The 25,486-nt window shown below is 55.8% G+C and carries 22 protein-coding genes; 9 read left to right on the top strand and 13 right to left on the bottom strand.

The annotated features are described in order from the left end of the window. Positions 1-11: 11 nt before the first annotated feature. Positions 12-2,054: an AsmA family protein gene (locus tag L3069_RS21495; RefSeq protein ID WP_023298835.1), complete on the top strand. Its 2,043-nt coding sequence runs from the start codon at positions 12-14 to the stop codon at positions 2,052-2,054. Between the two features lie 93 nt (positions 2,055-2,147). On the opposite strand, the gene L3069_RS21490 is transcribed toward L3069_RS21495, so the two are convergent. The 3 genes from L3069_RS21490 to L3069_RS21480 all read right to left on the bottom strand — a co-directional run bounded on the left by L3069_RS21490 (position 2,148) and on the right by L3069_RS21480 (position 5,706). Then, positions 2,148-3,470, bottom strand: a complete 1,323-nt coding sequence (locus L3069_RS21490) for an MFS transporter (protein ID WP_038416891.1) — start codon at positions 3,468-3,470, stop codon at positions 2,148-2,150. 260 nt (positions 3,471-3,730) lie between these two features. Continuing rightward, on the bottom strand, positions 3,731-4,756 hold the full coding sequence (gene yhjD / locus L3069_RS21485) for an inner membrane protein YhjD (RefSeq protein ID WP_022649719.1): 1,026 nt from the start codon (positions 4,754-4,756) through the stop codon (positions 3,731-3,733). A 50-nt stretch (positions 4,757-4,806) separates the two neighbouring features. Continuing rightward, entirely contained in the window at positions 4,807-5,706 is a 900-nt protein-coding gene (locus tag L3069_RS21480; RefSeq protein WP_032621978.1) for a LysR family transcriptional regulator, read from the bottom strand. A 119-nt stretch (positions 5,707-5,825) separates the two neighbouring features. Here L3069_RS21480 and L3069_RS21475 point away from each other — a divergent pair, with 119 nt between their 5' ends. Further along, positions 5,826-6,584 (top strand): SDR family NAD(P)-dependent oxidoreductase, encoded by a 759-nt coding sequence (locus L3069_RS21475; RefSeq protein WP_038416889.1) that lies wholly within the window; start codon positions 5,826-5,828, stop codon positions 6,582-6,584. Positions 6,585-6,758: 174 nt separating this feature from the next. Continuing rightward, a complete protein-coding gene (locus tag L3069_RS21470; RefSeq protein WP_038416888.1) occupies positions 6,759-7,361 on the top strand; it encodes a response regulator transcription factor in 603 nt (200 codons plus the stop codon). Here the strand turns inward: L3069_RS21470 and L3069_RS21465 are convergent. Both L3069_RS21465 and L3069_RS21460 read right to left on the bottom strand, forming a co-directional pair. After that, entirely contained in the window at positions 7,340-7,678 is a 339-nt protein-coding gene (locus tag L3069_RS21465) for a lysozyme (RefSeq protein ID WP_022649714.1), read from the bottom strand. The two genes, L3069_RS21470 and L3069_RS21465, sit on opposite strands and share 22 nt — an antisense overlap. Positions 7,679-7,749: 71 nt before the next feature. Continuing rightward, the gene (locus L3069_RS21460; protein WP_038416887.1) at positions 7,750-8,289 is read right to left on the bottom strand and encodes a GNAT family N-acetyltransferase; all 540 of its coding nucleotides are present in this window, start codon (positions 8,287-8,289) and stop codon (positions 7,750-7,752) included. A 146-nt stretch (positions 8,290-8,435) separates the two neighbouring features. On the opposite strand from L3069_RS21460, the gene L3069_RS21455 reads away from it, so the two are divergent. Then, positions 8,436-10,022 carry an STY4199 family HEPN domain-containing protein gene (locus L3069_RS21455; protein ID WP_038416886.1) on the top strand — a complete coding sequence of 529 codons (1,587 nt, stop codon included), beginning with the start codon at positions 8,436-8,438 and terminating at the stop codon, positions 10,020-10,022. A gap of 110 nt (positions 10,023-10,132) precedes the next feature. Here L3069_RS21455 and L3069_RS21450 read toward each other — a convergent pair whose 3' ends face one another. From L3069_RS21450 to L3069_RS21440, 3 genes are all read right to left on the bottom strand, one after another. Beyond that, a complete protein-coding gene (locus tag L3069_RS21450) occupies positions 10,133-11,782 on the bottom strand; it encodes an alpha,alpha-trehalase (RefSeq protein WP_022649711.1) in 1,650 nt (549 codons plus the stop codon). A 182-nt stretch (positions 11,783-11,964) separates the two neighbouring features. Next, positions 11,965-13,317 carry a glutathione-disulfide reductase gene (gene gorA / locus L3069_RS21445; protein ID WP_022649710.1) on the bottom strand — a complete coding sequence of 451 codons (1,353 nt, stop codon included), beginning with the start codon at positions 13,315-13,317 and terminating at the stop codon, positions 11,965-11,967. A 71-nt stretch (positions 13,318-13,388) separates the two neighbouring features. Then, entirely contained in the window at positions 13,389-14,231 is an 843-nt protein-coding gene (locus L3069_RS21440; protein ID WP_038416885.1) for a 23S rRNA (adenine(2030)-N(6))-methyltransferase RlmJ, read from the bottom strand. 208 nt (positions 14,232-14,439) lie between these two features. On the opposite strand from L3069_RS21440, the gene prlC reads away from it, so the two are divergent. Both prlC and rsmJ read left to right on the top strand, forming a co-directional pair. After that, positions 14,440-16,482 (top strand): oligopeptidase A, encoded by a 2,043-nt coding sequence (gene prlC / locus L3069_RS21435; RefSeq protein ID WP_038416884.1) that lies wholly within the window; start codon positions 14,440-14,442, stop codon positions 16,480-16,482. A gap of 7 nt (positions 16,483-16,489) precedes the next feature. After that, entirely contained in the window at positions 16,490-17,242 is a 753-nt protein-coding gene (gene rsmJ, locus L3069_RS21430; RefSeq protein ID WP_032677156.1) for a 16S rRNA (guanine(1516)-N(2))-methyltransferase RsmJ, read from the top strand. A 92-nt stretch (positions 17,243-17,334) separates the two neighbouring features. On the opposite strand, the gene uspA is transcribed toward rsmJ, so the two are convergent. Further along, on the bottom strand, positions 17,335-17,772 hold the full coding sequence (gene uspA / locus L3069_RS21425; RefSeq protein ID WP_003861223.1) for a universal stress protein UspA: 438 nt from the start codon (positions 17,770-17,772) through the stop codon (positions 17,335-17,337). Between the two features lie 283 nt (positions 17,773-18,055). Here uspA and uspB point away from each other — a divergent pair, with 283 nt between their 5' ends. Next, positions 18,056-18,391, top strand: a complete 336-nt coding sequence (gene uspB / locus L3069_RS21420) for a universal stress protein UspB (protein WP_003861224.1) — start codon at positions 18,056-18,058, stop codon at positions 18,389-18,391. A 54-nt stretch (positions 18,392-18,445) separates the two neighbouring features. On the opposite strand, the gene pitA is transcribed toward uspB, so the two are convergent. Then, complete coding sequence (gene pitA / locus L3069_RS21415) at positions 18,446-19,945, bottom strand: inorganic phosphate transporter PitA (protein WP_022649706.1); 1,500 nt, start codon at positions 19,943-19,945, stop codon at positions 18,446-18,448. A 228-nt stretch (positions 19,946-20,173) separates the two neighbouring features. Between pitA and L3069_RS21410 the strand changes: the two genes are divergently transcribed. After that, entirely contained in the window at positions 20,174-21,370 is a 1,197-nt protein-coding gene (locus L3069_RS21410) for an NAD(P)/FAD-dependent oxidoreductase (protein ID WP_038416883.1), read from the top strand. Between the two features lie 30 nt (positions 21,371-21,400). Here the strand turns inward: L3069_RS21410 and L3069_RS21405 are convergent, their stop codons facing one another. Next, positions 21,401-22,345, bottom strand: a complete 945-nt coding sequence (locus tag L3069_RS21405) for a hydroxyacid dehydrogenase (RefSeq protein ID WP_038416882.1) — start codon at positions 22,343-22,345, stop codon at positions 21,401-21,403. Beyond that, positions 22,345-23,037 (bottom strand): RraA family protein, encoded by a 693-nt coding sequence (locus L3069_RS21400; RefSeq protein ID WP_022649701.1) that lies wholly within the window; start codon positions 23,035-23,037, stop codon positions 22,345-22,347. Before L3069_RS21400 ends, L3069_RS21405 begins: the two co-directional genes overlap by 1 nt. 169 nt (positions 23,038-23,206) lie before the next feature. On the opposite strand from L3069_RS21400, the gene L3069_RS21395 reads away from it, so the two are divergent. Then, on the top strand, positions 23,207-23,944 hold the full coding sequence (locus tag L3069_RS21395) for an IclR family transcriptional regulator (protein WP_038416881.1): 738 nt from the start codon (positions 23,207-23,209) through the stop codon (positions 23,942-23,944). Between the two features lie 36 nt (positions 23,945-23,980). Here L3069_RS21395 and L3069_RS21390 read toward each other — a convergent pair whose 3' ends face one another. Then, a complete protein-coding gene (locus L3069_RS21390) occupies positions 23,981-25,315 on the bottom strand; it encodes an MFS transporter (protein ID WP_022649699.1) in 1,335 nt (444 codons plus the stop codon). Positions 25,316-25,486: the final 171 nt, after the last annotated feature.

The raw sequence follows: 25,486 nt of genomic DNA, 5'->3' as shown, positions 1-25,486 counted from the left end.
AGGGGACAACAATGACAAAAACAACCAGGGTGATTTCCTGGACAGCAGGGATTTTCTTGTTGCTGATCGTGGTCTTAATCATCATTATCGCCACGTTTGACTGGAACCGCCTCAAACCGACCATCAACCAGAAAGTCTCGACCGAGCTAAACCGCCCCTTCGCAATACGTGGCGATTTGGGGGTCGTGTGGGAGCGTCAGAAAGAGGAAACCGGCTGGCGAAGCTGGGTGCCCTGGCCGCACGTTCACGCTGACGACATCATTCTTGGCAACCCGCCGGACATCCCCGAAGTGACCATGATCCACCTGCCGCGCGTGGAAGCCACGCTGGCGCCGTTAGCCCTGTTAACCAAAACGGTGTATCTGCCGTGGATCAAACTTCAGCAGCCCGACGCGCGGCTGATTCGCCTGTCGGAGAAAACCAACAACTGGACGTTCGATCTCGCCAGCAGCGGCGATAAAGATCCGAATGCGCAGCCCTCTTCGTGGTCTTTCCGCCTCGACAATATTCTGTTCGATCGGGGGCGGATCGCCATTGACGATAAAGTAAGTAAGGCTGACGTGGAGATCCTCGTCGATCCGCTGGGCAAGCCGCTGCCGTTTAGCGAAGTGACGGGCAGCAAAGCCAAAGGCGATGACAGCAAAGCTGGCGATTACGTCTTCGGCCTGACAGCGAAAGGGCGCTACAACGGCCAGCCGCTGACCGGTAAAGGCAAAATCGGCGGCATGCTGGCGCTCAGGAGTGAGGGCACGCCGTTCCCGGTGCAGGCGGACTTCCGCTCGGGCAATACCCGCGTGGCGTTCGTGGGCACGGTTAACGACCCGATGAACATGGGCGGCGTCGACCTCCAGCTTAAGTTTGCCGGGGATTCGCTGGGTGAACTGTACGATCTCACCGGCGTGCTGCTGCCGGATACCCCGCCGTTTGAAACGGACGGGCGGCTGGTCGCAAAAATCGACGCTGAAAAATCGTCCGTCTTTGACTACCGGGGGTTCAACGGCCGCATCGGCGATAGCGATATACACGGCACGCTGACCTACACCACCGGAAAACCGCGCCCGAAACTGGAGGGGGACGTTGAATCCCGCCAGCTGCGTCTGGCCGATCTTGGTCCGCTGATTGGCGTAGATTCGGGTAAAGGCACGAAGTCAAAAGAGGTCAAAAAGGACGCTCAGCCTGCGGGTAAAGTGCTGCCCTATGACCGCTTCGAAACCGACAAGTGGGACGTAATGGATGCGGACGTGCGCTTCAAAGGACGTAAAATTGAGCATGGCAGCACGCTGCCGTTGAGCAACCTCTCGACCCATATCATCCTGAAAAACGCCGATCTGCGCCTGCAACCGCTGAAGTTTGGCATGGCCGGGGGAACCATTTCCTCGAATATCCACCTTGAGGGGGATAAAAAGCCGATGCAGGGAAGGGCGGAGATCCAGGCGCGTCGTCTGAAGCTGAAAGAGCTGATGCCGGACGTGGAGTTGATGCAGAAAACCCTCGGTGAGATGAACGGCGATGCGGACATTCGCGGCACGGGTAACTCTGTGGCCGCGCTGTTAGGCAGCGGAAACGGCAACCTGAAGCTGCTAATGAACGACGGGCTGGTGAGCCGTAACCTGATGGAGATCCTGGGGCTGAACGTCGGTAACTTCATCGTCGGACAAATCTTCGGAGACGATGAAGTGCGCGTGAACTGCGCGGCGGCAAACGTGGACCTGGTCAACGGTGTGGCGCGTCCGCAGATTTTCGCATTCGACACGGAAAACGCGGTTATCAACATCACCGGTACCGCCAGCATGGCGTCCGAGCAGCTGGATTTAACCATCGATCCGGAAAGTAAAGGCATTCGCATCATCACCCTGCGCTCGCCGCTCTACGTTCGCGGGACCTTCAAAGATCCGCAGGCGGGCGTGAAGGCCGGGCCGCTGATTGCGCGCGGTGCGGTTGCCGCCGCCCTCGCCACGCTGGTCACCCCTGCGGCGGCGCTGCTGGCGTTGATTTCGCCGTCAGAAGGCGAAGCGAATCAGTGTCGGACGATTTTGTCGCAGATGAAGAAGTAAGGTGTGGCCTGTTCTTGCCGGGTGACGCTGCGCTTACCCGGCCTACATGTGAATCGTAGGCCGGGTAAGGCGTAGCCGCCACCCGGCATTCGCTTACAGAGTCTGATGCTTAGTTTCGTGCGTCAGCAGCAGCGCAATCAGCGTCAACGCTGCCATTGCCGCCAGATAGACACCCACATAGAACAGACCATAGTTCGCCTGAAGCCACGTGGCGATATACGGGGCCACCGAGGCGCCCAGAATAGACGAAACGTTATAGGAGAACGACGCGCCGGTATAACGCACTTCAGTCGGGAACAGCTCCGGCAGCAGCGCGCCCATTGGGCCAAAGGTCAGCCCCATCAGGCTCAGACCAATCAGCAGATACGCCATCACCAGCGCAGGGCTACCTGAACCCAGCAGCGGCGGGAAGACAAACAGTGCGAACAGGATGATCAGCGAGGTGATGACGATCATGCTTGAACGACGGCCAAATTTATCCGCCAGCAGGCCCGCGATGGGCACCATCACGCCAAATCCAATAACCGCCATCATCAGCATCCACAGCACTTCGTTACGCGGCAGGCCCAGTCCGACCGGTACGGCGGCGGTACTGTAGGTCATGGAGTACACGGTCATGATATAGAACAGCGTGTAGGTCGCCAGCATGATGAACGTACCCAGCACGGTCACGCGGAGGTGTTTGGTCAGCAGCGTCCCCAGCGGAACTTTAACCTGCTTTTTCGCCGCGGCGACTTTAGCGAAGACCGGCGTCTCGTGCAGCGACACGCGCACGTACAGGCCAATCAGCACCAGCACGGCAGAGAAGACGAACGGAATACGCCAGCCCCAGTTCATGAACTGTTCATCGGTCAGCAGCCAGGAGAGGAGCAGGAAGGTGCCGTTCGCGAAGAAGAAGCCAATCGGCGCGCCCAGCTGTGGGAAAGAGCCATACAGGGCACGCTTACGCGCCGGGGCGTTCTCGGTCGCCAGCAGCGCCGCGCCGCCCCATTCCCCGCCCAGCCCCAGGCCCTGACCAAAGCGCGCCAGCGCCAGCAGCACAGGCGCCAGAATGCCGATAGTTTCATAGGTCGGCAGCAGGCCGATGGCGACGGTGGAGATCCCCATCGTCAGCAGCGAGGCAACCAGCGTCACTTTACGACCGACGCGATCGCCAAAGTGGCCAAAGACCGCTGAACCTATAGGACGCGCAACGAAGGCGATAGCAAAGGTAGCTAAAGACTGTAGCGTGGCTGCCGTCGGGTCGCCCTGCGGGAAGAAAATATGCGGAAAGACAATGACCGCAGCGGTGGCGTAAATATAAAAGTCGAAGAACTCAATGGCGGTGCCAATCAGCGATGCGACGACGACTTTATTGCGGGAGTTGACCGGAACGTGTTCCGCCCCTTCGTTAAGTGTGGTGGCTGTTGCTTGCATAATATTTTCTTATTTTTGGACGAACGAAGGGCCATATTAGGCACAGCAAAAGCGACATTTCAATCTGTAACAAAGGCGTGACATGGTCATAAAAGCAACAAAAAGCGGATAATTTTCAGGCCAGCGAAAACACTTCCATGAAATGCTTCACACATTTTAAATATCAGTCATTAAAACTGGTTTTGAGTTAAATAAAAGTTACGGTCTGGATTTATATGCTGAAATGATGAATCGGGCTGAAATATCAGCCCGACAGGACATCAGTGGTGGGTTTTTCCCGGCATGCGCGGGTCGTCTTTATACTCTGCGGTGGCGATCCACGCGGCACAGAACAGCGTCAGGCGTGCGAAGAAATAGAAGAAGGCCATCAGCCCCAGCACCGAACCAAAGGCCGCGCCGGAGGGGGACTTCACCAGCGATGGCAGCGTATAGGTCATCACAATTTTGATCACCTCAAAGCCAATGGCGGCAATCAACGTCCCACGGATCAGCGCCTTCTTGCGCGGCCGATGGCGGGGCAAACGCCAGAAGATCCAGAAGAACAGCAGGTAGTTAGCAAAGATGGAGATAGCAAGCCCTATACCGCGCCAGGCCGGTTTCAGCCATTCAATGTAGTCCAGATACAGCGCGGAGATAATCATCTGCTGCGCAGAACCGGCGACCGAGGTGATAGAGAGCGTGATGACCAGCGCCACCAGCAGACCAATCAGCGAGATAAAGTCGCGCAAATACTTCACCCATATCTTCTCCTGATCCTGCGGCGTACGCTCCCAGACGTCACGCGACTGGGCGCGAATGGCTTCACGCAGGTTGCCCATCCAGTTAACCCCGGAATAGAGCGCAATCAGCAACCCGACGATACCCACGGTGGTACGCTGCTGCACGGCGGTATTGATGGTGCTTTTGAGCGTCGTGGCGAGCGTCTGGTCGCTGACGTTGGTCAGGATCTTATTGAAGATGTCCTGCAACAGCGTCGGGTGAGACGCCAGAACAAAACCGGCGGCAGCAAACGACACCATCAGGATGGGGATCATCGACAGGAAAGAGAAGTAGGTGATCGCCGCGCCAAACTGATTTCCCATGCGGTCGTTAAAGCGCTCAGCGGCGCGGATCAGGTGAGCAATCGCGGGTATCTGCTGAATTTTTTCGGCTATGCCGGTCACGGTGCCCAGCGCTTTGCTGGTCGTTCCAGGCTCCTTCGGCGCTTCAGGCTCGTTATCCATCTTTTTGATGGGTTCATAATCTAAATGTTGAGTCGGTCGTTGCGGGTTATTTTCCGGCGTCACGCGCATTTTCCTTTTCGTTGAGCTGGATGTTACTGAATTATAGCTTGCGACTAGTCCACGTAACTTTTTGTGAGTTCGGTAAGCCACTCCATAAACACATGCACCCGACGGGAGAGATTACGGCGGTGGGGATAAATGAGGGAGACGGGCATTGGTTCAGCCCGATATTGCGGCAGGATCTCAACGAGTTTTTTCGTGCGCAGGGCATCACGCACCCCGACGCGCGGGACCTGAATAATGCCAAGCCCGGCGATACAGGCGGCCTGGTAGGTTTCCGTGCTGTTAACCGTCAAAACGCCTCCCGTTTTTATCCACTGGGTCGCGCTGCCGTTGAAATACTCAAAACCCAGAGGACGGGTGCCCAGCGTGGCGGAGTAATGAATGAGGGCGTGTGAGCCCAAATCATCCAGCGTCTCAGGGTAGCCGAATCGCGTGAGATAATCCGGGCTGGCGCAGTTAATCACTGAAAGCTTCCCAAGCGGGCGGGCGATAAGCCCGGAGTCCTTCAAGTTTCCCACGCGAACCACGCAGTCAAATCCTTCGCGGATGACATCGACCAGACGATCGCTGCTGCTTAGCTCAAGCTCAATGCCGGGAAACTGTTGTAAAAATGCAGGCAGTTTCGGAATGACGACATTTCGTGCAATGGCAACGGGCATATCCACACGTAGCCGACCGCTGATGGTGGAAGGGTCGTGCAGAAACATGCCGTCCAGTTCGTCCAGATTCATCAGCAGATCTTTTGCGCGTTCGTAATAAACCATGCCGTCCTGCGTCAGGCTGACGCGGCGGGTAGTGCGGTGCAGCAGTTGAGTGCCAAGCGCGTTCTCCAGCGCCTGGATCTGCCGCGAGACACTCCCCTTCGGCAGGCTTAACGTCTCCGCCGCGCGGGTAAAACTCTCCAGTTCCGCGACGCGAAGGAAAAGCTGCATTGCGTATATTTTATCCATAGATATGGGTCATTGTTGTTTGAAATGAAACAGTGAAGCGTTGGCGGCACTATTTATTGATTTTCTACCATCTAATAAGCTCATTCTCAATCTTCATCGCAGTCGAAACGAGGTGAATTATGCGTGAACGTATTGCATTAGTGACGGGCGGTAGCCGCGGCCTGGGTAAAAATGCGGTTTTGAAGCTTGCTGCGGAAGGGACAGATATCATCCTGACCTGGAACAGCAGTCAGCAGGAGGCGCAGGAAGTTGTACGCGAAATTGAGGGAAAAGGTAGAAAAGCGGCAGCATTGCAGCTTAACGTCGGCGATACGGCAAGTTTTGCGCGCTTCGCTCAACAGGTGAAGGAAACCCTTACACACGTCTGGCAACGTGACACCTTTGACTATTTAGTGAACAACGCAGGTACAGGGTTATACGCACCCTATACCGAGACGACAGAAGCGCAGTTTGATGATGCGGTGAATATTCACTTCAAAGGTCCGTTTTTCCTCACACAACAGCTGCTGCCGCTCATAAAAGACGGAGGACGGATCCTGAACGTCTCAAGCGGACTGGCCCGTTTTACTCAGCCAGGTTCAGGGAGTTACGCAGCAATGAAAGGAGCGATGGAAGTGCTGACCCGCTATCAGGCAAAAGAGCTTGGCGTGCGCGGAATTTCCGTCAATATCATCGCGCCTGGCGCGATTGAAACCGACTTTGGAGGCGGACGCGTAAGGGATAATGCGGAGCTTAACCAGCTGCTGGCCTCGCAGACGGCGCTGGGACGGGTGGGCCTGCCCGATGATATCGGTGACGCCATTGCGGCGTTGCTCAGTGACAAACTGGGCTGGATGAATGCGCAACGTATTGAAGTTTCAGGCGGTATGTTCCTGTAATGTTCAGACTTAAGGGGGAGGGAACCCTCTTAAGGAAATCCTTAAAGCAGGTGTGTCTAAATGATGAAAGATATAAAGAGAGCTGGGTGAATTGTAACCTCTCCATTCATTGAGTTTTTTCTTAAAAAATGCCTCTGTAGAATCCCCCTTCGCTATTCTCAGAGGAGTAATACGATGCGAGTAATCATGTTTGACAGGCAGTCATTATTTATTCATGGAGCGAAGTGCAGTTTGCAGAAATTAATTCCGGAAATAGATTTGACAGGAACTCGTCAGACTGATGAATTATGGGCACACTTATCCGCGTCACCTTCCGCTATCGTCATGATAGATGGGTATTTAATTCATGATAACGGTGTGGCTTTACCGGAAGAGATTATGAATCGTTTTCCAACAGCGCGCGTGGTGCTGGTGTTAACGAAAAAAGAGCCTCGCTGGGTTGAGCAAATGCTACAGCGCAACGTGGTGGCAATAATCCCTCGTAATGCGAATCCCGAACGCTTTTCCGCCGTGCTGGATTCTGTATCGCGAGGGATGGTCTGTTTTCCCGGCGAGTGGATGAACCAGCACTCCTCTCATGATGAGCTGTCATTGTTAAGTGAGCGCCAGCGTGAGGTATTGAAATTACTGGCGGCCGGAGAGTCAAATAAAGAGATAGGTCGTAATCTCAATATCAGTGCGGCAACGGTAAAAGCCCATCTTGAGACGCTTTTCCGTTGTCTTGATGTCAAAAACCGGACGCAGGCCGCGATGTACTATACCCGGGCGACGGCCTGAAGGATCTTCTCTGGCAGAGGGGAATCTTCCCCAAAACTGAAGAGCGTTAATACCAGTGCATCATGCTGCTGTTGGGTTAATGGGCGTTTGTTCATTTCCCGCAGCAGCGACTCACATAAATGAATATCATTGAAAAGCAAATTCTCCGCCTCAGTCGGCGTGATGAGGCCGTTAAATTTTTCCCACTGGCGAATCACGTGACCGTAACCTATAACCCATATTCCCTTTTCGTCACGGTATTTCTCCAGGGAAAGACCCTGCTGTTTTTTAATTAATGCGATTGCAGCAGAAGATATCTGCATTGCATAACCCGTCATAAGCGTTTCCTCTTTATGGCGGAACTATAAAGGGAAAACAGCCCGGGGAATATCCGCCAAATGGCCGTTGATCAGGTTTTACTGAACAGATATTCCTTTTTCAGTAAACCGAATAGCCAGTCGTTATGCCATTGCCCTGAAAGGAAATAACTCTCGCGCAACTCACCTTCCAGCTGAAAACCTGTTTTTTCCAGCAGTCGCCTTGAGGCGATATTTCCCGCCGTCACGGTCGCGGTGAGCCGACGGATATTGCCCTGGGTCAGCGCGAAATCACACACCGCCCGCAGAGATTCAAAGCCGTAACCTTTCCCCTGCGCAGAGGGCGCAAAGAGAAAACCGACTTCGGCACAATCTGCTTCCCGGTGCACATAGCCGGTTACGCCCAGCGGCGTCTGGCTGGCCGTCTCACGCACCACAAGGCAGAGCCAGTGCGAGCTGCCCGGTGCCCACGGCAACAGACGAGACACAAAGGCCTCCCGAATGTCAGCCTCGCTACGCTCATGGGCGACAAAACGCATCACGTCAGGATTTTGCTGTAGCGACAGAAAAAAGGGCCAGTCTTGCTCTTGCAGCGGCAAGCAGGTGAGACGCGCGGTGGTTAAGGCGGGCATGACGATCCTCCGGAGACATTGCAAATGATTATAGGGTTGTCACTTTATTTCAACAGAAAGTCAGGTATGTTTAACCTCCTATAAATAAAAAGAAAAACGACTTTTAATGCCGCTTTGGCGGTACTCATTGTCTCTCAAGGAAAACAATGATGATTAGCTCATCGCATCATACCCGCGAACAGTTTGAACACTGTCTGGCGGCGATCCGCCAGGCGTCTGTTGAAATCTTACTTCTGTTGAATGTACATGTTTCTGAAGGAAAAGATCCACGCTGGTTTCTGGAACAACTGGATAGCGCCCGCCTGGGGCTGGGCGGGTGGGGCGCCGTAGCCAGAAAGCTGAACCTGAATGATGCGGAAATGACGGCCTTTACGCTGCAATTACGCTTGCTTCAGCAGCGCGTTCCCCAGTATGAAAGCGGGCAGGATGTCAGCGAAAACCAGCTGATTGCGGCGATGCGCTTCGTCACATCCCTTGAATATCTGCGTCTGCAACAGCCCCTTCTGACCTACGATACCGGGAGGGTGCCAGACAAGGCGAGCCAGCTCCAGGCGCAGAAACAGGTGCTTGCCATTGAGCTGATGATAAAAGGATTGATACAGCAGGCATGGCCCGATCCGGTGCGGCTGAATAATCATCTTAAGACCTTGTTTAATGCTGAACGTGTGCGTCGCTGGCTGAAAAACGGTGAAATTAATGATGTTCTGAGCGGCATGTTATTTAGTGAGCTGGCCCAGCTGCTGGTGGATAAGAAAGAATTTAGCCGCTACTACGTGTCGCTGTTTAACGCCCCGGACATGCTGACGCTGCTGGTAGAACCCCGCAAAACCCTGCAAACCTTCCTCGAAGATATCCGTCAAATCCGCAACAGCATCACCGTGCAGCAGCCGTTGAGCGGGGCGCAAATCCAGCTGCTCGACAGCTATTACATGCAGATCACCCGCTCCGTTCAGCGCGCGTTTGAGGAAGGGCGGACACGCGTTAACCCGGCGGCGCTGATGGCGGTGGATGAAAGCGAGCTGCATGCATTCTGGGAAAAGGCGCAAAAAATAGACCGCACAACAGGCGGCGATCTGTTTGAAGTGCGTGACAGCATAGAGAAACCGACTCAGCGCGCCGCGCGTACGCCAGAGCAGCGCGAACAGCTGATTTCCGGCGTGCTGTGGGGAGCGGTTGGCGTGATGGTTATCGCGATTGTCGTGGGAGGAGCCTGGCTGGTAACCAGCAGTAAACCGCAGCCGACTGTGGCCAGCACGGCATCTCCCGCGCCGGTGCAGGAGATGCGCGAAACGCCTTCCTCGCGAGAAACGCTGACGCGCATGGGTGTCACCTGGGATGAAAACAACTTCCGTTCAGCGATTAGCCGCAACGATACCCGCGTGGCGCTCCTGTTCTTGCAGGGTGGCATGGACTGGAAAATGTCATGGACGGAGGAGGCATTGTCGGCAGGCTACGATGACGTGCTGGAAGTGATGTTGCGCTACCGCCTGCAAATGACAGAGCAAAAGCCCTGCCGACGCTTTATTAATACGCTTAGCCATGCGATGGCGAACGGCGAATCGCTGACGTCTATGCGTAAGCAGTACCTGAAAGCATTCTGTACCGTCCCCGCGGTAGTGAAACGTCAGCAGCACGACGCCGATATGGCAACGCGCCGCGCGAAGACGCAGCCCGATGCCAGTACAAAAAAATGGCAGTCCATCCAGACTGCCATTTATGAAGTGATCCGCTGATTATTTTTCCCCCTCACCCCGGCCCTCTCCCCAAAGGGGCGAGGGAGAAAAGGCCGCACCGTTAAGTCCCCTCTCCCCTCAGGGGAGAGGGTCAGGGTGAGGGGTGAGACTCAGGGCTCCCCATACAGCCCAATCAACCGCCGCACCACCCCATTCGTCCAGCCGAAGCCATCCTGCAACGGATACTCACCCCCGCCACCTTCGCGTGGCGTGCTGCTGGCGATGTGGTACTTCTCAATCAGCTTATGATGGGTTTTGTAGTAATGGTTTACCGTGTGCAGCCAGCTCCAGGCGATCTCATCCCCCAGCGAGTCGTTGCCGTACTGCTTGAACCCCTGGATCGCCATCCATTGTAGCGGTGCCCAGCCGTTCGGCTTATCCCACTGCTCACCTGTTTCATATTCGGTGGCGAGAATACCGCCCGGCGTGAGCAGACGGGCTTTAACGGCATCGGACAGCCGTTCAGCCTGCTCATGCGTCGCCATGCCCACATACAGCGGCACAATGCTGGCCGCAGAGAACAGCGCCAGGGCTTCACGGCGCCAGTCGTAATCACGATAACAGCCGTTCTCTTCGTCCCACAGATAGCGGTTCACCGCCGCGCGCCGGTCGCTGGCTTTCTGGCGGAATAGTTCAGCCGTCTCTTTATCCCCTTTCGACGCTGAGATATTGGCGATAGCGCTCTCCAGTTTGAACAGGAATGCGTTCAAATCGATGGGGATAAATTGCGTCGTACGGATGCTGGCCAGCCGCGCAGGATCGCGCAGCCAGCGGGACGAGTAATCCCATCCTGAGGCTGCCCCGGCGCGCAGGTCGCGATACACCTCGTTCGGCGGACGACCGGAATGACGGGCGGTTTCAACGTCCTCAATCCAGGATTCATCCCGTGGCGTATCACGATCGTCCCAGTAGCGGTTGAGCAATGAGCCATCCGGCATGCGCACCGCACTGCGATAGGCCTGGTTGAGCAGCAGCGATTCCGCCCCGTCCATCCAGAAGGCGTACTCCATCTTGAGATGCTCAAGATAGCGCTTCGCCCCGCGCACGCCGTCCTCTTCAAACAGCTCCACCATCAGGGCAAAAACCGGCGGCTGGGAGCGGCTGAGGTAGTAGGTGCGGTTGCCGTTCGGGATATGTCCGTAGCGCTCAATCAGCCAGGCGAAGTTATCGGCCATGCATTTCAGCAGATCGTTACGACCGCTTTCTGCCAGCCCCAGCATGGAGAAATAAGAATCCCAGTAGTAGGTCTCGCTGAATCGCCCGCCGGGCACAATATAGGCCTGCGGCAGCGCCAGCAGCGACGACCACGGGATGTGATCCTGCGGCTCGCGCGTCAGCACCGGCCACAGGTTATCAATGTGTTCTTTCAGGGAGAAGCCGGGATCAGAGACATACTCTTTACTGTAGTCCTCCGGCAGCCAGAAGTGATTCTCCACAAAGCGCGCCAGGTCAAAATCCCGATGACGACGCACTTTACGGTAGCGGATCAGGATATCCAGCGGGTCCATTTTCGGCGCGCAGTCTGGGAAAGTTTTGCTGTCCGCAAACAGCCGTGTCGACTGCACATGTTCGAACAGTTCAAGATAACGATCGGCAGGCGTCAGGGCATCGGAGGCAGGTAGCCCCTCGATCATTTCGGGTTCCGGCTCCGCCTCAATCATTTCATCCAGTTTCAACTCGCAGGGATCGGTCTCGTAGCGCAGCTCTTCTGCAATCTCGAACTCGATGTTCTCGGTAGCCTGTAGTTTCTGGTTGAACATGGTGATAAGGACCTCCGGTTGTGTGTTCTAAAAGACAGGTTTTTCCGGGCGTCTTATAAGCGTAGACATTCGCTTCGGTGGATGTGGAGGGATATGTGCGGTAGATCACGATTTTCGGAGCATTCGTTTTGCAACGATTTATGAATGTTAAAAAAATGCCCCTTTGAAGAGGGGCATCAATATCAACGCATTGTTACAAACTCTTCTGCCGCAGTGGGGTGGATCGCCACGGTGTTATCGAAGTCTTTTTTCGTTGCGCCCATCTTCAGCGCCACTGCGAAGCCCTGCAGGATCTCGTCCATGCCAAAGCCTATGCCGTGGATGCCGACGATCTTCTCGTCCGGGCCCACACAGACCAGCTTCATGCGGCACGGCTGACGGTGCGAGGTGACCGCGGTATACATCGCGGTAAACGCCGATTTATACACTTTCACCTGATCGTCGCCGTACTGCTCGCGCGCCTGCGGCTCGGTTAAGCCGACGGTGCCGATTGGCGGGTGGCTGAAGACCACGGTCGGGATGTTGCTGTAATCCAGATGTTCGTCCGGCTTGTTGTTAAACAGACGCTCGGAAAGACGACGCCCCGCGGCCACGGCAACCGGCGTCAGTTCTACGGCACCTGTGTTATCACCAACGGCATAAATGCCCGGTACACTGGTGTTCTGGAACTTATCAACGACGATGTAGCCTTTTTCATTGGTTTTCACCCCGGTTGCGGCCAGGTTGAAGTTGTCGGTGGCCGGTTCACGACCAATCGCCCAGATCAGGCAATCAACGGTCTGGCTGCGGCCATCTTCCAGCTCCAGGGTCAGGCTACCGTCCGCATTTTTAACCACCGCTTTTGGCACGGCGTTGGTGTGCAGGGTTGGGCCTTCGGCGTTCATCACCTCGACCAGCGTGTCGACGATTAGCGGATCAAAGCTACGCAGCGGCGCGTGTTTACGCACAAACAGGTGCGCTTCCGCCCCAAGGCCGTTAATCACGCCAGCAAGCTCAACCGCGATGTAACCCGCGCCTACAATGGCAACGCGCTCTGGCAGAGCAGGCAGCTCGAAGAACCCGTCGGAGTCGATGCCGTATTCCGCGCCCGGAATGTTCGGATGGCTCGGACGGCCACCGGTGGCGATCAGGATGTGATCGGCGGTGATCGTCTCGCCGTTCACTTCGATCGTCTTCGCATCCACGAAACGGGCGAAGCCGCGGATCACGTCGACGTTATTCTTGCCCAGCACGTTATCGTACGAGGTGTGAATACGGTCGATATAGGCGGTACGGCTGGCGATCAGCTTATCCCAGTCGAAGTGGTTAATGGTGGTGTCAAAGCCGTAGTCCGGGCCATACATATGGATAGCTTCACGGATTTGCGCGGCATGCCACATCACTTTCTTCGGTACACAACCCACGTTTACGCAGGTGCCGCCGAGTTCTTTGGCTTCAATCAGCGCACACTTCTGGCCGTACATGGCCGCACGGTTGATGGAGGCGATGCCGCCGCTGCCGCCGCCGATTGCGATGTAGTCATAATGCTTAGTCATAGCTTTTGTCCTTAATCGTGAATTGCCGCGATTGTATACCTGAAATCAATAGGTTCCACCGATGGCTGCGATTACTCCGGCACGATCCAGCTTATGGTGGCGTGGCCCGTACCGGCTGGCACCAGCGTTTTGTGCAGCCACGGCAGCACGTTGTTCATCTGCGCTTCGAGCTTCCACGGCGGGTTAATCACAATCATGCCGGACGCGGTCATGCCACGCTGGTCGCTGTCGGGGCGCACCGCCAGCTCAATCTGCAGGATTTTGCGGATGCCGGTCGCCTCCAGATCCTTGATCATGCGCTTAATTTGCGCGCGTAGCACTACCGGATACCACAGGGCATAGGTTCCGGTCGCAAAGCGTTTGTAACCTTCGTTGATACCGGTCACCACCGCCTGATAGTCGGTTTTGATTTCGTACGGCGGGTCGATCAGCACCAGGCCGCGACGCGAAACCGGCGGTAGTTTGGCTTTTAGCTGCTGGTAGCCATCGGCTTTGTCCACGCGGGCGCGGTTATCTTTCTGAAACTCAGCGCGCAGCAGCGGGAAGTCGCTTGGGTGCAGCTCGGTCAACTGGAGGCTGTCCTGCTCGCGCAGCAGCTGGCGGGCAATCAGCGGAGAGCCAGGGTAATAGCGCAGCTGGCCGTTGCGGTTGAAATGATTCACCACGCCGATGTACGGCTCCAGTTCGGCAGGCAGATCGTCCTGCTGCCAGATACGGGCGATGCCTTCCAGATATTCACCGGTACGCTCGGCATGTTCGCCGCTCAGCTGATAACGGCCCGCCCCCGCGTGGGTGTCCAGGTAGAGAAACGGCTTGTCTTTCTCTTTAAGCGCTTCAATGATCAGGCTCTGAACGGTGTGTTTAAGGACGTCGGCGTGGTTGCCAGCGTGGAAGCTGTGGCGATAACTGAGCATGGGTAATGATTTTCCGCTGAATTGACGATTTTCCACAGTTTACAGCAGAACGGCACAGATTACCCGTAGGCCCGGTAAGCGCAGCGCCACAGGGCGTTTTTCGACAACCTCCGGCATTGAAATCCTCTACACTTAACCCCATTACAGAAAACAATATGCACAGCGCCGGATGCGCGCTTCATTCATCTATTTCAACAGGACAGCGTTTATGACTAATCCATTACTGACGCCTTTTTCGTTGCCACCGTTTTCTAAAATCCTCCCTGAGCATGTGGTTCCAGCCGTTACCCAGTCGCTGGAAAACTGCCGCGCGGCGGTAGAGAACGTGGTCGCGCAGGGCGCGCCGTACACCTGGGAAAATCTGTGTCAGCCGCTGGCCGAAGTGGACGACGTGCTGGGGCGCATTTTCTCCCCGGTGAGCCACCTGAACTCGGTGAAAAACAGCCCGGAGCTGCGCGAAGCCTACGAACAGACCCTGCCGCTGCTCTCCGAGTACAGCACCTGGGTCGGCCAGCACGAGGGGCTCTACAAAGCCTACCGCGACCTGCGCGACGGCGACCATTATGCCGAACTGAACACGGCGCAGAAAAAATCGGTCGATAACGCGCTGCGTGATTTCGAACTGTCCGGGATTGGCCTGCCAAAAGAAAAACAGGTTCGCTACGGCGAAATCGCCGCGCGCCTGTCCGAGCTGGGCAACCAGTACAGCAACAACGTCCTCGACGCCACCATGGGCTGGACGAAGCTGATTACCGATGAATCCGAACTGGCCGGTATGCCGGAAAGTGCGCTGGCGGCGGCAAAAGCCCAGGCCGAAGCGAAAGAGCAGGAAGGCTTCCTGTTAACGCTGGATATCCCAAGCTATCTGCCAGTGATGACCTACTGCGACAACCAGGCCCTGCGCGAAGAGATGTATCGGGCCTACAGCACCCGCGCCTCCGATCAGGGACCGAATGCCGGTAAGTGGGATAACAGCCCGGTGATGGCGGAGATCCTCGCCCTGCGCCACGAGCTGGCACAGCTGCTGGGCTTCGACAGCTACGCGGATAAATCCCTCGCCACCAAAATGGCCGAGAACCCACAGCAGGTACTCGACTTCCTGACCGATCTGGCGAAACGCGCCCGTCCTCAGGGTGAAAAAGAGTTAGCTCAGCTGCGCGCCTTTGCGAAAGCGGAGTTCGGCGTGGACGAGCTTCAGCCGTGGGATATCGCATACTACAGCGAAAAACAGAAACAGCACCTCTACAGCATCAGCGACGAACAACTACGTCCGTACTTCCCGGAAAACAAAGCCGTCAACGGTCTGTTCGAGGTAGTAAAGCGCATCTACGGCATTACCGCGAAAGAGCGTACCGATATCGACGTCTGGCATCCGGACGTGCGCTTCTTCGAGCTGTATGACGAGAACAACGAGCTGCGCGGCAGCTTCTATCTCGATCTCTACGCGCGTGAGAACAAGCGCGGTGGGGCGTGGATGGACGACTGCGTGGGCCAGATGCGTAAAGCGGATGGTTCCCTGCAAAAACCTGTTGCCTACCTGACCTGTAACTTCAACCGTCCGGTGAGCGGCAAACCTGCTCTGTTTACCCACGATGAAGTGATCACCCTGTTCCACGAGTTCGGTCACGGCCTGCACCACATGCTGACCCGCATCGAAACCGCTGGCGTCGCTGGTATCAGCGGTGTGCCATGGGATGCGGTCGAGCTGCCAAGCCAGTTTATGGAGAACTGGTGCTGGGAGCCGGACGCGCTGGCGTTTATCTCTGGTCATTACGAAACGGGCGAACCGCTGCCGAAAGAACTGCTGGATAAAATGCTGGCGGCGAAAAACTACCAGGCGGCGATGTTTATCCTGCGTCAGCTGGAGTTCGGCCTGTTTGACTTCCGCCTGCACGCCGAGTTCAGCCCGGAGCAGGGGGCGAAAATCCTCGAAACCCTGGCTGAGATTAAAAAGCAGGTTGCCGTCATTCCAGGCCCGACCTGGGGACGCTTCCCGCACGCGTTCAGCCATATCTTCGCAGGCGGGTACGCCGCAGGCTACTACAGCTACCTGTGGGCCGACGTGCTGGCGGCGGATGCCTTCTCGCGCTTCGAAGAAGAGGGGATTTTCAACCGCGAAACCGGTCAGTCGTTCCTCGACAACATCCTGACCCGCGGCGGTTCAGAAGAGCCTATGGAGCTGTTCAAACGCTTCCGTGGCCGCGAGCCGCAGCTGGATGCGATGCTGGAGCATTACGGAATCAAAGGCTGATTGCTACGTGAAGATCTGCTTAGTAGATGAAACAGGCGCCGGTGACGGCGCCTTATCTGTTCTGGCGGCCCGCTGGGAGCTGGAACATGATGAAAAGAACCTGATGGCGCTGGTGATGACGCCGGAACATCTGGAGCTGCGCAAGCGCGATGAGCCAAAGCTTGGCGGGATTTTTGTCGATTTTGTCGGCGGCGCGATGGCGCATCGGCGTAAGTTCGGCGGCGGTCGCGGCGAAGCGGTGGCCAAGGCGGTTGGCATTAAAGGGAGCTATCTTCCGGACGTGGTGGACGCCACGGCGGGGCTGGGGCGCGATGCGTTTGTGCTGGCCTCGGTGGGCTGCCGTGTTCGGATGCTGGAGCGTAATCCGGTTGTCGCCGCGCTGCTCGACGACGGGCTGACGCGAGGCTATGCGGACCCGGAAATCGGCTCGTGGTTACAGGAACGTTTGCAACTTATTCATGCCTCCAGCCTGACGGCGCTGACCGATATCACCCCGCGCCCGCAGGTGGTCTATCTCGACCCGATGTTCCCGCATAAGCAGAAAAGCGCGCTGGTGAAGAAAGAGATGCGAGTGTTTCAGTCGCTGGTGGGGCCAGATTTAGATGCCGATGGCCTGCTGGAGCCGGCTCGTCAACTGGCGACGAAGCGGGTGGTGGTGAAACGTCCTGACTATGCGCCGCCGCTGGCGGACGTTGCGACCACTAACGCGGTGACCACCAAAGGGCATCGCTTTGATATCTATTCAGGTACGCCGGAATAAAAAAAGCCGGGTGGCGGCTTCGCCTTACCCGGCCTACATTCAGTGCCGCTTGTAGGCCCGGTATGCGTTAGCGCCGCCGGGCTTTTTTGCACTTACTCGTCTTCTTCGTCACGCAGTGGAACAATCAGCATATCCACGTGTACGGTGTTAATCAGCTGACGTGCGGAAGACATCAGTTTGCTCCAGAAGTCCTGATGGTGACCGCATACCACCAGGTCCATATCGTATTTCTTAATCGCATCAACCAGCACCTGGCCCAGATCGCCGCTACCGCTTAAGGTTTCAGTGATTGGATAGCCCGCGTTGGTAGAAAGCTCGCTCAGCGCGTGGTGAGTCTCTTCGGAGATGCGTTTCTGCATATCGCCGAGATTCACGTCGATCAGACCGGTGTAGAGGTCGGAGTAATTCACATCAACGTGAATCAGCGAAACTTTCGCGTTGTAGGGACGTGCCATGGATACTGCTTTATCAACCAGCACTTTACTCTCCGGGGAGAGGTCTACCGCGATAAGAATGTGTTTGTAAGCCATAGTGTTACTCCTTCCTTAAGTTATCGATGACTAAATGGGAAAGCCGTCGTCTGATGCTTTCATTACGGCCCAGTTAAACATATTTTTCAAGCTTTGGTGTTGATAACGATTAACCTTGTGGCAAAAAAATTAACGGATCTCCTACACTATTTAATGAGCCGTTCGGATATTAAAACGCGAACCGGATCGACTTTTAGTCATTCTTTCACTGAACTGTCTGTCAGGGCATTGGGGTGCGGTAGCTCAGGAGCCTTGCTTCGTGGGTGGACGCCGGGGAGGATGTATGATTAGCACCGTCGCATTGTTTTGGGCGTTATGCGTGGTTTGCATAGTGAATATGGCGCGCTACTTCTCATCGTTACGTGCGCTGTTAGTGGTACTTCGTGGTTGCGATCCGTTGCTTTATCAATATGTGGACGGTGGAGGGTTCTTCACCTCGCACGGACAGCCCAGCAAGCAGATGCGTCTGGTGGGGTATATCTACTACCAGCGCTACCGCGATCACCACGATGAAGAGTTTATCCGTCGCTGCGAGCGCCTGCGTCGTCAGTTCATTTTGACCAGCGCCCTGTGTGGTCTGGTTGTGGTGAGTATGATTGCGCTGATGATATGGCACTGAGCATAAAAAAAGCGGGCCAGTTTCCTGACCCGCTTTTTTGTCGCCTTCAGCCGATTAAATTAGCTTCAGCGAAATCCAGTACAGACCGCCAGACAGCAGGATGGACGCCGGGAGGGTGAACACCCAGGCCATCAGAATGTTGGTCACGGTTTTACGCTGCAAACCGCCGCCGTCAACAATCATGGTACCTGCCACGGACGAAGAGAGTACGTGGGTGGTGGAGACTGGCATACCGGTGTAGCTCGCCAGACCGATAGACACTGCCGCCGTCATCTGCGCGGACATGCCCTGAGCATAGGTCATGCCTTTCTTACCGATCTTCTCACCGATGGTGGTCGCCACACGACGCCAGCCAATCATCGTACCGATACCCAGCGCCAACGCGACCGCCATGATGATCCAGATTGGCGCGTACTCAATGGTGTTGAGCATATCGCCTTTCAGTTTCTTCAGCAGACGCTTATCGTCAGCATTGACCTCTGGCAGCTTCGCGACTTTATCGGTCACGTCGGAGATACAGAGCATGATACGACGCAGCTGACCACGCTGTTCTACAGCCAGTTTGTCGTAGCTTTCGATATCGGCCAGCATGCCTTTCGCACGTTCCAGCGCGTTAATCGCGTTTGCCGGGTGGCAATGGAACTCGCCCGGTGCAGTCAGTGCGCCAGAGTCAGGAGAAGGGATCAACTGGTCTACGCCGGTCGCTTTCTTCAGCAAATCAGGATGCTGCTGGAAGTAAGTCTCAACGTTGTTTACCGCATCACGGGTACGGGTGATCTCATAGCCAGAGGCGTTCATGTTAACCACGAAGCCTGCCGGTGCGACGCCAATCAGAACCAGCATCACCAGACCGATACCTTTCTGACCATCGTTCGCGCCATGAGAGAAGGCGACGCCGATAGCGGAAATGATCAGCGCGATACGCGTCCAGAACGGCGGCTTTTTCTTGCCGTCTTTCTTCTCACGCTCTGCTGGCGTCAGGTGGATACGTGCACGTTTCTTCGTGTTGCTCCAGTAGCGACGCAGGATGAAAATCAATCCACCTGCTACCACCAGACCGACGATAGGGGAGATGATCAGAGAGCCGAAAATACCCAGTACTTTAGGAAGGTTCAGCGCATCAACAACCGATGTACCGGTCATCAGGGCGTTAGTTAAACCGATACCGATAATCGCGCCGATAAGGGTGTGAGAGCTGGATGCCGGCAGGCCGAAATACCAGGTACCGAGGTTCCAGATAATCGCAGCAAGCAGCATTGAGAACACCATGGCCAGGCCATGACCGGAACTCACGTTAAGCAGCAGATCCGTTGGCAGCATATGCACAATGGCATAGGCAACGCTCAGTCCGCCCAGGAGGACACCAAAAAAGTTAAATACCGCCGCCATAACGACCGCAAGCTGCGATCGCATTGCGCGAGTGTAGATAACCGTTGCAACTGCGTTTGCAGTGTCGTGGAAGCCATTGATCGCTTCGTAAAACAGCACAAAAACCAGAGCAAGCAATAATAAAAGCCCGGTATGTAAATCCAGGCCGGCAAACAAATGTAGCATAGGACGTTACGCCATTTTGAGGACATGAACGCGGCGCATTATCCAGGACAAATGCGCAACGGGCAAAGTGAAATATAGACTTTTTTTGACATACCACCTGATTTGAGAAATGTGCCTGAATAGATAATCTTTAAATATCAATGAAATGGCTTTGTAATATCTTTTTACGCTGGTGCGACCACTGAGGAAACTTTACAATCCGCGGCAGTTAACGAAGAGGATTTTGACGTGGAAAGGTTTGATGCCGTAGTAATTGGCGCCGGTGCGGCGGGTATGTTTTGTGCGGCAATGGCCGGACAAGCGGGTCGTCGTGTGCTGCTGCTGGATAACGGAAAAAAGCCTGGCCGCAAGATCCTGATGTCCGGTGGCGGGCGCTGCAATTTCACTAATCTTTATGTCGAGCCTGCGGCCTATTTGAGCCAGAACCGTCATTTTTGTAAATCTGCGCTGGCGCGCTACACGCAGTGGGATTTCATCGAACTGGTGGGTAAACACGGCATCGCGTGGCATGAGAAGACGCTGGGACAGCTGTTCTGCGACGACTCTGCCCAGCAAATCGTGGATATGCTGGTGGCCGAGTGCGAGAAAGGCGGCGTAGTCATGCGCCTGCGCACCGAAGTGCTGGACGTCGCCCGTAACGAGCAAGGGTACACGCTGCAACTCAACGGCGAAACCGTCAGCGCCGATAACCTGGTGATCGCCAGCGGCGGCCTCTCGATGCCGGGGCTGGGTGCCTCACCGTTCGGCTACAAAATCGCCGAGCAGTTTGGCCTGAAGGTACTGCCCACGCGCGCCGGGCTGGTGCCGTTCACGCTGCATAAGCCGCTGCTGGAACAGCTTCAGACGCTCTCCGGCGTGTCTGTGCCGTCGGTCATTACGGCCGAAGACGGCACGGTGTTCCGCGAAAACCTGCTCTTTACCCATCGCGGTCTCTCGGGGCCAGCGGTATTGCAGATCTCCAGCTACTGGCAGCCGGGGGAGTTTGTCTCCGTAAACCTGGTGCCGGACTGCGATCTGGACGCCTTCCTCAATGAGCAACGCGCCGCGCACCCGAATCAAAGCCTGAAAAATACCCTGGCGATGCAGCTGCCGAAGCGTCTCGTGGAGTGCTTGCAGGTGTTAGAGCAAATTCCGGATGTTGCGCTTAAGCAGCTCAACAGCCGCGAGCAGGACACGCTGGTGGAGACGCTGACGAACTGGCGCGTGCAGCCAAACGGCACCGAAGGCTACCGCACGGCGGAAGTGACGCTGGGCGGCGTGGATACACACGAACTCTCATCCCGCACGATGGAAGCCCGCAACGTGCCGGGTCTTTATTTCATTGGTGAAGTGATGGACGTGACCGGCTGGCTCGGCGGGTATAACTTCCAGTGGGCGTGGGCCAGTGCCTGGGCATGCGCGCAGGCACTCGCTGAGGGTAAATGACAAGCGGGCGCGGTCATTCATCATTGCATTTCAGGGGCTGACGGCGACGTCAGCCAGGTGTACAACGTCCAGAATATTGCTGGCGGCCACGGTTCCCATCTTGATGTATGACGCTGCGCTGACGCCGCCAATATGCGGCGAAATGATGACGTTATCGACGGTCTGCCACAGGTTCGGGGCGGTCAGTGGCTCGCTGGTAAAGCTGTCGAGTGCCGCGCTGTGCAAGGTTCCATCCTTCAGCGCGTGTAACAGGGCTTCATCGTTAATTAACCCGCCGCGCGCTGTGTTCACCAGAATCGCGTTACGTTTACAGTGCGCGAGCGTGTCTGCGTTGATCATTCCTCTGTTGTCGTCAGTGAGCGGACAATGCAATGAGATAACATCGGCACGGGATAAAAGGTCGGGTAAGGTGTTTGCCCGTTCACAACCAGATGGCATCGTTTTAGCGTAAGGATCATACGCCACAATCTGCATGCCGAATGCCTGCCCCACCAGCGCAACCCGCGAGCCAATCGCCCCCAGACCGATAAGCCCCAGCGTCATGCCTTCCAGCTCGATAGATTTGTGCGTGGCTTTATCCCAGTGCCCGTCGCGCAGGCGTTTATCGAGGGTGACCACGGATTTGGCACAAGCCAGAATCAATGCCCAGGTATGTTCTGCAACCGCTGCCGCATTGGCGCCGGGGGCGGAACGAACGGCGATATTACGCGCCGCTGCCGCTGGCTGGTCTATCACGTCAATGCCGCTTCCGTGTTTCGATATAACCTGTAATGCAGGGGCTGCATCCATGATCCTTGCGGTTATTTTGCCGTAACGCACCAGGATGGCCACAGGATTGTGCCGTTCGCACAGCGTAACCAGCTGATCTTCTGTGGGCTGGTGACCGGCATACACCACGTCAAAGTCTCGCAGCATGCTGACAGCCTGGTCCGCCAGGTCGCACCCCGTGACCAGTACAACGCGTTTATCTTCCATTACAGCGTCTCCCCGTCAGATAACATGCCTGCCTTACGCAGCGCGTCGTTAAGCCAGTGTGGACGTAAATCGCCCTCACGAATAGCAGCAAGACGTCGGGTCTCTGTTTCGAGTTTCCCTTTGGCCATGGCGATAACGGCCTGCACTTCATCACGCGGGATCACCACCACGCCGTCGATATCCGCGACCACCAGATCCCCGGCTCGTACCGTTGCACCAGCGATAGAGATGGGGTGATTAACCCGGCCAGGAATTGATTTTGTCGGGCCACAGGGGTTAAGACCGGCGGCGAAGACGGGGTAGTGCCCTTTACTCAGGGTATCGGCATCACGTACCGCCCCGTCAATGATGATGCCCGCAATACCGCTTGCCTGGGCCTGCGTCGCCATAATCTCACCGAGCAGCGCACAGGTCAGGTCGCCTTTCCCGTCAACAACCAACACATCGCCAGGCTGTGCTACGGCCATTGCGGCATGGATGGCCAGATTATCTCCCGGGCGCACCTCCACGGTGACTGCCGGGCCCGCAACGGCCATGTGAGGCGCGAGCGGTTTGATACGACCATGGAGTGTACCGCGGCGACCGGCAACATCCGCCAGAATGGCGGCCTGATACTCGGCAGCCTGGTGAACCTGTTCAGCCGATACGCGTTCGACCTGACGATTAATCAATGATTTTTCAGAAACGGACATATATGCCTCCATATTGTTTTACTGTGTACAATGCAGGTGTACAATACAAAACAACTATAGCGGTGTTACTTTCCCATTAGCCAGATCTGCGATGGCGTTTGTGATGTAAACACGAAGTGACTCACAAAAATTGAGGTACACTCACTGCCGAGCAGAAAAGGAGATGATGATGGGTAACGAAGGCGTTGTAGCGGTCGAAAAGGCGCTGGCTTTACTGGATTGCTTCCGTCCCGGCGATGAGAGCCTGACGCTGACCGCGCTGGCGCAGCTATCGGGTTATCACAAAACCACGGTTTACCGGTTAATGAATTCGCTTGAGCGAATGAACTATGTCGTCAGGCATGATGACGGCAATTATGCGCTTGGCCCACGTCTGCTTTACCTTGGCAAACTTTATGAACAATCTTTCCATCTTTCCCGGGTGGTGCAGCCTGAGCTTCAGGCGTTATCACAGGCCTCTCAGGAGAGCGCCAGCTGGTATGTGTTAGAAGGCGGGCAACGTCTGTGCCTGTTCCGGGCAGAAGCATCGCACGGGTTGCGTCACAGCAATCTGCCGGGTACTCAGTTTCCGCTGGACGATTCTGCCATCAGTAAAGTGCTTCGCCACTGGGGCCTTAATGACGCGCTGCCAGAGGGGAAGCCCGCTGTTCCGCTCTATACCGCAGGCGCCCGTGACCCGCATACTGCGGCGTTCGCAATGCCCGTCTTCGGCGTCAATGACAAGCTGATTGCGGCGCTGGCGTTGACCGGGCCCATCTCCAGACTGACTGAAGATCGCCGTGAACAGGGGATCAGCCAGCTAATGCATGCCACCGCCAGCCGCCTGTCACAGAAAATGGGGGCCAGTAAGCCTTTTTGCCAGCAGTTTTATGGGGAAACGCAGGATACTGCGGAAGAGAGTCTCTAAGCATAAAGCGGGACGTGCGTCCCGCTTTTGTTATGTCTAATGGGTGACCTGCTTTTCATGCAACTGAGCATTGCTGGCCTGGCGTCCCATCACCAATACCGCGATACCCCCCGTGACGCATAACGCCGCCAGAGGAAGCATGGCCAGCGTGTGGCTACCCGTCCGTTCGTTGATAATACCGTAAGCGTTGACCATCACCGCACCGCCGATAAGGTTAGCGATGGCGCCAATTGCAGCCAGGCCCGCAGCCGCCGACGTGCTGCTCATCCAGCCTGACGCCAGCGCCCAGAAAGGCCCCTTCATTGAATACGCCCCTATCAGCATGATGCTCAGGATAACAATGGTGGCGGAAAGAGAGACGCTGACAAAGGCGGCAAATACGCCTGCGGCAATAATGAAAAGGGTCAGAGCGGTATGCCAGCGGCGTTCGTTGGTTCGGTCCGAACTGCGTCCCCACACAATCATCAGTACGGATGCCAGACCGTAAGGAATGGCGTTGAACAGACCCGTCTCCAGATTATCAAGGTGGAACGATTTCAGCAGCTGCGGTGACCAGACGCTGATGGTGGTGCCCGCTGATGACGCGCCTGCGTAAATCAGCGCCAGCAGCCAGATTTGACGATGCCTGAGCAACTGCCATGTCGTCTGGTGTCCGATATTTTTTTGCTGTTGACGCTCGGTTTCAAGCGTCGTTTCCAGCCATTTTTTCTGTTCCGCGTTAAGCCAGTTAGCCTGGTGCGGACGATCGCGAAGAACAAACCAGGCGGCAATACCCAGCAGGACGGCGGGTAAACCTTCAATGATAAACAGCAGATGCCAGCCGCGCAGACCCAGCCATCCATCCAGCGACAGAATCAACCCGGACAGCGGCGAGCCAATAAAATTGGCCAGCGGGATCGCGACCATAAAGGACGCGATAATTCGCGCACGGTAGCGGGAAGGGATCCACCAGGTCAGAAAGAGTACGACGCCGGGGAAGAAGCCCGCCTCCGCGGCACCCAGCAGAAAACGCACGATATAAAGCGACGTCGTGTTTTGTACCAGTGCCATACACATGGATACCACCCCCCAGCTGATCATAATGCGGGGGATCCACAGACGTGCGCCAACTTTCTGCATTGCCAGATTGCTTGGAACTTCAAACAGAAAATACGCCACGAAATAGAGGCTACTGGCGAAGCCAAACGCCGCTTTGCTGAGACCGAGATCCTCATTCATCTGTAGCGAAGCCATGCCGATATTGCCGCGATCGATAATGGAGACCAGATAACTGACTATCAGAAACGGGAGGATACGCCAGATCACCTTGCGCATAGTCTCTCTTTCTATGTCCTCAGTGGCGGCAGTGCCATTACGAATATGTTCTGTCATGTGTTCCTCGCAGGGTCTGTTCTTGGTTTTATCAGGTACAACTCTGTTTTATTAAACAAAACCACTATAGCGTCGGCGCCTTCTTTTTATCCAGTTAATGGAAGGTTTAAATGATGTAAATAAGACGTGACTCACAGTTAACGAGCTTTACCTCGTGAGCCTAAACGACAG

The organism is Enterobacter cloacae complex sp. ECL411 (genome assembly GCF_021869665.1).
In the GTDB taxonomy this organism is placed as follows: domain Bacteria; phylum Pseudomonadota; class Gammaproteobacteria; order Enterobacterales; family Enterobacteriaceae; genus Enterobacter; species Enterobacter intestinihominis.
Note: the sequence above shows the minus strand (reverse complement) of the source record. Positions and strands in the feature narration are given on the sequence as shown.